Annotated in this window: 6 protein-coding genes; 2 read left to right on the top strand and 4 right to left on the bottom strand. The window is 62.9% G+C overall.

Annotation, left to right across the window (positions count from 1 at the left end; all coding sequences use genetic code 11):
• Positions 1 to 101 precede the first annotated feature (101 nt).
• From Q0176_RS04230 to Q0176_RS04245, 4 genes are all read right to left on the bottom strand, one after another.
• Complete coding sequence (locus tag Q0176_RS04230) at positions 102 to 791, bottom strand: DUF4230 domain-containing protein (RefSeq protein ID WP_299299554.1); 690 nt, start codon at positions 789 to 791, stop codon at positions 102 to 104.
• 55 nt (positions 792 to 846) lie between these two features.
• The gene (gene larC / locus Q0176_RS04235; RefSeq protein ID WP_299299556.1) at positions 847 to 2,022 is read right to left on the bottom strand and encodes a nickel pincer cofactor biosynthesis protein LarC; all 1,176 of its coding nucleotides are present in this window, start codon (positions 2,020 to 2,022) and stop codon (positions 847 to 849) included.
• 87 nt (positions 2,023 to 2,109) lie between these two features.
• Positions 2,110 to 3,066, bottom strand: a complete 957-nt coding sequence (locus Q0176_RS04240; protein WP_299299558.1) for a 2-phosphosulfolactate phosphatase — start codon at positions 3,064 to 3,066, stop codon at positions 2,110 to 2,112.
• A gap of 52 nt (positions 3,067 to 3,118) precedes the next feature.
• Positions 3,119 to 3,882 (bottom strand): IS5 family transposase gene (locus Q0176_RS04245; RefSeq protein ID WP_299299560.1). Its coding sequence is split into 2 segments (ribosomal slippage): positions 3,119 to 3,522 and positions 3,522 to 3,882, totalling 765 coding nucleotides; the frame shifts between segments, so codons are not numbered across the junction.
• 359 nt (positions 3,883 to 4,241) lie between these two features.
• On the opposite strand from Q0176_RS04245, the gene Q0176_RS04250 reads away from it, so the two are divergent.
• Together Q0176_RS04250 and Q0176_RS04255 are read left to right on the top strand one after the other, a co-directional pair.
• Positions 4,242 to 4,784: an Rrf2 family transcriptional regulator gene (locus tag Q0176_RS04250; RefSeq protein WP_299299562.1), complete on the top strand. Its 543-nt coding sequence runs from the start codon at positions 4,242 to 4,244 to the stop codon at positions 4,782 to 4,784.
• A complete protein-coding gene (locus Q0176_RS04255; protein ID WP_299299564.1) occupies positions 4,771 to 6,228 on the top strand; it encodes a nicotinate phosphoribosyltransferase in 1,458 nt (485 codons plus the stop codon). The genes Q0176_RS04250 and Q0176_RS04255 overlap by 14 nt, the downstream gene beginning before the upstream one ends.
• Positions 6,229 to 6,456: the final 228 nt, after the last annotated feature.

Genomic DNA, 6,456 nt, shown 5'->3' on the forward strand with positions numbered 1-6,456 from the left:
TTTGTTTATTGAAAATCCAACTGTTTATTTCCCCTGTGCGGCGGCTTTCCTCCGCAATGCCCCCAATGCCCTTGAAGGCTTACTTCGAGGGCTTACAAGGGTCACTCGTCCGCCGTCGCCTCCACGGAGGCGGGGCTGAGGTCCTGTTCGGCGTCGGCCTTTTCGGGCGTGCTGTCCTGAGTCTCGAGGCGCAGGACCTCGCCCTCGCCGTCGTCGAAGACGATCTCGGCCTCCATGCCCGTGGTTGCGACGATGGAGGTGAGGATCCGACGGGTGTTCTCGTCCGCCTGGCTCAGGATGCCGCTTTTCAGGGCGTTCTGCCTCATCTCCTCCAGGTCCGCCGTCACCTCCCGGTTCTGGTCCTCGAGGCGGATGGAGGTGAAGAGCCCCGCCTGCTGGTCGTAGACCTCGAAGCTCTGGATGTCCGCGTAGATGTCCAGGATGCGGCTGCGCGGGACGACCACACGGACGCGGTTAACCGCGAATCGTTCGGAGATGTTGAGCTTGGAGAGGTCGTTGCCGCAGACGATGACCCCGGCGTACCGCATGATAAACTTCCGCGTGGTGCCTGGGAGGCAAAAGCCCAGTAACGGCATCTGTTTGCCGTCGGAGAACGAGACGATGGACTGAAAACGTTCCCGCACGGTCGCCAGCTCGTTCACGTTCTGGATGCCCTGCAGGATCGCGGAGCGGACCGATTTTTTCCTCGCGGCCGGGTTCTTTTTCCGCGTCAGGAGCAGGACGTTGAGGACGACGGAAAGGACGAGCAGCAGCGCTACGATGATCGACATGGAAAACCCTCCTGTATCTTAATTTTCCGGATCTGTATTTTGGCGTTTCGGTACATCAGAGTTCGCGCGCCACGCGGCGGCGCACCTCGGCCATCGGAAGGCCGTGCTCGGCCGAGAGACGCTTGAGGTCCTCGTACTCGGGGGTGCGGCGCAGGGGAACGTCCCCCAGAAGCGCGGTCTTGACGTCGAGGTCTCCCAGAGGCGTGGAGACGCGTTCGATGCGGAAATGCAGCCGGGTGCGGTCGGCCGCGATGCACCGGACCCCCTGCGAGGTGGTCTCCCTCAGCATGATCAGGGTCAGGGACGACGCCTTTTCCGGCTCGGACAGGCAACAGAACCGGACGGCGGGGCGTCCCTTCTTCATGTAGATGGGCTCGGTCCAGACGTCCAGGGCGCCCGCCTCAAAGAGGCGGCCCGAGACGGGCTCGAAGTCCTGAGGGTTCATGTCGTCGATGTTGCACTCCAGAAGGGTCAGGCGCTCGTGCACCAGGCCCTCGTCCTCCTGGCCGGCCTCCATCAGCAGGACGCGGAGGACGTTCGGCATGTCCTCGGAGTCTCGATTGCCCAAGCCGAAGCTCGACGCGATCACCGATCCGGCGGGAATGGAACAGAAGGCGGAGGCCAGGGTCCTGGCGAGCAGCGCGCCGGTCGGGGTGGTGCGCTCCATGGGCGCGCCACGGGAGAATATCGGCAGCCCCCGAAGCAGGAGGGCCGTCGCCGGGGCCGGGACGGGCAGGACGCCGTGGGCGCAGGTCACCGTGCCCGATCCCACATTGAGAGGGGAGCAGAGCACGCGGGGCCAGTCCAGAAGCTCCATCAGGATGAAGGCGCCCACGATGTCGACGATGGAGTCGATGGCTCCCACCTCGTGAAAGTGAATCTTGTCGGGCGTCGTCCCGTGGACCTGGGCCTCGGCCTCCGCAAGCAGCGCAAAGGCCCGGAGGGACTCCCTCCGGATGCGGTCGGACAGAGCGCTTCCGCCGACGATCTCCTCGATCTCGTGCAGCCCCCGGTGCGGATGATGTTCGTGGGTGCGGACGTCGAAGTTCGTCCCCGCGATGCCGTTTTTCATGCCCCTCTCGATGACGAGCTCATAACTGTCCTCCGGCAGGAGCGTCAGCCTGCGCATCTCCGCGCGGAAGCGCTCCGGGTCGGGGAGGAGGCCCAGCAGGGCCCCGATCAGCATGTCGCCGGCGATCCCCGAAAAACAGTCCAGGTAAAGTGTCTTCATCCGCCGTGGTCCCCCTTGATCAGGTTCAATATCGTATCGAATCCGGTTCCGCCTTGTCGTCCGGCGTTCCGGGACAGGGCGTCGGTGCTATCGCAGCCTTGCCCTGCCGGATTTCTTATGCCTGTTTCCGCCCAGAAAGAGGTGGTCCGCGTCGCTTTTTGCGTATTGAAGAAGGGAGGCGAAGCGGTTTTGAGCCGTCTGAGCCCGTTCCGTGCGGGGGGGCCCGACGGGCGCCGGTTCCGGAAGGGGCAGAGCGGTTCCGAGACGGGGGCCCATGGCGTCCGGGGGGACGCGGCGCAGGACCGCGCGCATCCCATCGCCGTGCGGGACCTCGTGCAGCTCGGGGACGGCCTCGACGGCGTCCGGAATGCACGCGAAGGCGATGTCCGCCCTATAGCCGACCCGGTCCAGGAATACGGCATGATCCGCCCCGGCGAGGGACGCCTGCAGGTCGTTCCGGGAGGACTGCCAGGTCAGAAGCGCCAGGCGGGCGCTGTCCGCGAGCCTCAGCCCGGGGTGCCGCCGCTGCAGGATGGAAAGCAGAAGGCCGGCGCAGAGGGTGTCGTCCCAGGAGGGGCGTCCCTTTCGTCCCGAACAGAGCAGGCCGATCCGGGACCCCCGCGACAGGGCGCAGCCGAGCGCCGACGAGGCGTTGCGGATGCAGGCGGCGAAGACCGGAACCCCGGTTTCCGCCGCCCTCAGGAGGGCCTTCGTGCCGTTGGTCGTGGCCATGACGGCGCACGCGCGGGCCGCGGCGAGCTCCCTCGTGAGGTCCAGGGGCGAGTTTCCGAGGTCGAACCCCTGAGGGGTTATGGCGTTTTCCTCTCCCATCAGGAGGGGGTTTCGGCCTTCCTGCTCCAGATCGTGCGCCAGGCGCCGCGCCGCGTCGGGGGTGTCCGTAGGGTAGAGCTCCCGGCCTCCAAGCTCGAACCATCGGACGATCACCGTCGTCGCGCGAAGAACGTCGATCACCAGCCAGACGTCGACCGTCGGCAGGTGCTCGTTGCAGGATAAAACCACATCGGCCTCCACAGGTTTTGCCATGCCCCATCCTCCTCGTTTCCGCTGCGGATACATTATAACTTAGATAGTGTCGTCACAAGATGTTAGCCCAAAGAGCAATGCAGCGAATTTGCACCGCGGCAACAAAGGAAGCGGCATTTTTTGCATACCGTGTAGCAATACCTCGCCATCGCTTCAAATGCAAAAATGCATTCTCCACCAGATGCCGAAACTCATAAAGATGCTTCTTGTACTCTCGAGCCTCCTTACGGTTCTTCTTCGGCGGGATGACCACTTCCATTCCTGCCGCCTGCGCCGCCTCCACGATTTCGTTCGTATCGTAGGCGCGGTCCGCAAACAGATTGTCGGCATCGATCCCTTCAATCAACTTACAGGCCTCGCGGCAATCCGCTCGGGTACCCTCTGTAACAAGGAATCGGACCGGCATACCATGCGCATCCACGGCCAGGTGTATCTTGGTGTTGAGCCCCCTTTTGTCCGGCTCATCTCCTGATTGCCTCCCCTCGCTCCCGACGCATGCGGATGCACCTTGATGTGCGTGGCGTCTATCATCAGCCATTCGAAATCCGGATCAACTACAAGCTGTTCCAACAGCTTTTCCCAGATTCCCTTGTCCCGCCAACGGCAGAACCGGCGATGTGTGTTCTTCCAGTCCCCGTAATCGGGAGGCAAATCCCGCCAGGGAGCACCGGTACGTAAAATCCAGAACACCGCGTTGATGAAGAGACGATTGTCCCGGGCTTTGCCTCCCCAGGATCCCGGACGCCCCGGAAGAAGAGGTTCCAGCAACTCCCAGACCCTGTCCGAAATATCGTGCCTTCTGTGCCCTTGGCCCATAGTGATTTCCCCCTCACTGAATGATTCTGCCGGAGGATATTCTAACCCTTTTGGCATCTCCTGACGACACTATCTAAGGAAACGCCGATTCCGTCCATAAGGCCTCCCTTTGGGGAAACCCGGCTTGAGGGTTGATGGGTGCGGCTCGCCGGGGCCGCCGCCGTTCCGAGGCCGGACCGACGGTTTGGCGAAGCCCCATGTCAATTTTGGAGGATACGCGCGTCTCTCCGAGCCTGGGAAAGTCTGCGGTGTCCCCCGGGGATGCTCTGTGTTATGATAGGGAACGGCAAAGGTAAACCGACTCCGAAATGATGAATAGATTACAGTTTCGGGTCGATATTCTGACGGGAGGCGTTTTTGTGCTGGGCAGCGTTATCGCCATATCGGAGGCCGTTTCCCTCGGCGTGCACGGCATGGGGCTTCTAGCCGCGTCGGGACGCCGGCTCAACGCCCGGGACATGGCCCAGACCCTGGGGGTCTCCGAGGCTCATCTGACTAAGGTTTTTCAAAGGCTGGCCCGCGCGGGGCTGGTGCGTTCCGTGCGGGGAGTGGGGGGCGGTTTCGAGTTGAAGCTCGCGCCCTCCCAGATATCGCTGATGTCGGTCTACAGGGCGATCGACGGTGCCCCCGATCCCTCGGCGGCGCTGTGCTCGTGCTGTGCGCAGTGCCCCTTTCGGGACTGCATCTTCGATACCGTCCTCGAGGACTCGGCGCGGCGGTTTCTGGACTATCTCTCCGGTACGACTCTGGACACGGTGTTTTTGAAGCTCGATAAAAGGGAGTGTCCCTCTCCGTATCCAGAGCTCCCCGAGGGAGCGGAGCCCTCCGGTTCGCGGTGCCCGCGCAGGGAGGGCCGGGTTTTGGCAGGGGAAAGTGGAGGTGAGGCCCATGACGCAGTTTGAACCGCGCAATATCTCCATGATGATGGATCTGTACGAGATGACCATGGCCAACGGGTACTTCGGCGGCGGGAACGCCGACGGACCGGCCACGTTCGACGTGTTCTACCGGAGGAACCCCGATGAAGGCGGCTTCGCTATCTTCGCGGGCCTGGAGCAGGTGCTCGATTATCTGGAGAACATTCATTTCGAAAAGACGGACATCGATTACCTGCGCTCGCTCGATATCTACGAGGAGAGGTTCCTGGAATGGCTGGCGGATTACCGCTTCCGCGGAACCGTTACGGCCATGCCGGAGGGCAGCGTCATGTACCCCAACGAGCCGATCCTTACGGTGTGTGCGCCGCTGATCGACGCGCAGCTGGTGGAGACGGCGATCCTGAACCAGATCAACCATCAGTCCCTGATCGCCACGAAGACCCACCGGATCGTCCAGGCCGCGCAGGGGCGGGCCGTGGCGGACTTCGGCGCGAGGAGAGCCCATAACGTGGATGCCGCCGTCTACGGCGCCAGGGCGGCGTACATCGGCGGTGTCTCCAGCACCGCCACGCTGCTGGCGGGGCAGATCTTCGGCATCCCCGTCAGCGGGACGATGGCCCACAGCTGGGTCATGTATCACGACGACGAGTACACCGCGTTCAAGCGGTTTGCGGAGCTCTATCCCGACAACTCGGTCCTGCTCGTGGACACCTACGACGTCTTCAAGTCGGGCATCCCCAACGCGATCCGGGTCGCCCGGGAGGTCCTCATCCCCAGGGGAAAGCGTTTGAAGGGCATCCGCCTGGATTCCGGCGACCTGGCCTACCTTTCGAAGGCCGCCCGCAGGATGCTGGACGAGGTCGGCCTGACGGATTGCAAGATCGTCGCTTCCAACAGCCTGGACGAGTTCACGATCCGATCCATACTGGAGCAGGGCGGCTGCATCGACGCCTTCGGCGTCGGGGAGCGGCTGATTACGGCACGGAGCGATCCCGTCTTTGGGGCGGTGTACAAGCTGGTGGCCGTGAACAAGGGCAAGGCCTGCTACCCCAAGATAAAGGTCTCGGAGACCTTCGAAAAGATCACCAACCCCGGGAAGAAACAGGTGTGGCGCGTCTATGACGACCAGGGACATGCCATCTCCGACCTGATCACCATGGCGGAGGAGACCCCCGACTTCAGCGGGGAATATCCCTACGTCAATCCGCAGAGGCCGTGGAGGACCTTCGCCTACTCCGGCTGTACGGCCCGAAGGATGCATGAGCTGGTCATGGAGGACGGAAGGAGGGTGAAGCCGTCCCCTCCGCTCGAGGAAATCCGGGCGTACGTAAAACGCCAGCTCGAGACGGAGATATGGCCGGAGGAGCAGCGCTTCGAGAACCCGCACAAGCATTATCTCGACATGAGCCCGGCCTACTATCGGATGAAGATGGAGCTTCTGAGCAGGGCGCAGAACGGGACGCTCTGATTCGATTCCAAACGCTCTGACTGAAGGCGAGCGGCCCCCGGATCCGGGGGCCGCTCATCTCTTGTATCCTGATGATGCCTCAATGCAGCCGGTCCCTCAGCGCCTCCGTTTCGCCCAGGGACAAATCCGTGTATTCCGCAATCCGCTCGAGCGGTGGAGGCGATACCCTCGTTTCGGCCCAAACAGCAAAGGGCCGGCCATTGAAAAGTGAGGCGGCCCCGGCTGTTG

Origin of the sequence: uncultured Fretibacterium sp., assembly GCF_938040765.1 — a bacterium.
Classification (GTDB): Bacteria; Synergistota; Synergistia; order Synergistales; family Aminobacteriaceae; genus CAJPSE01.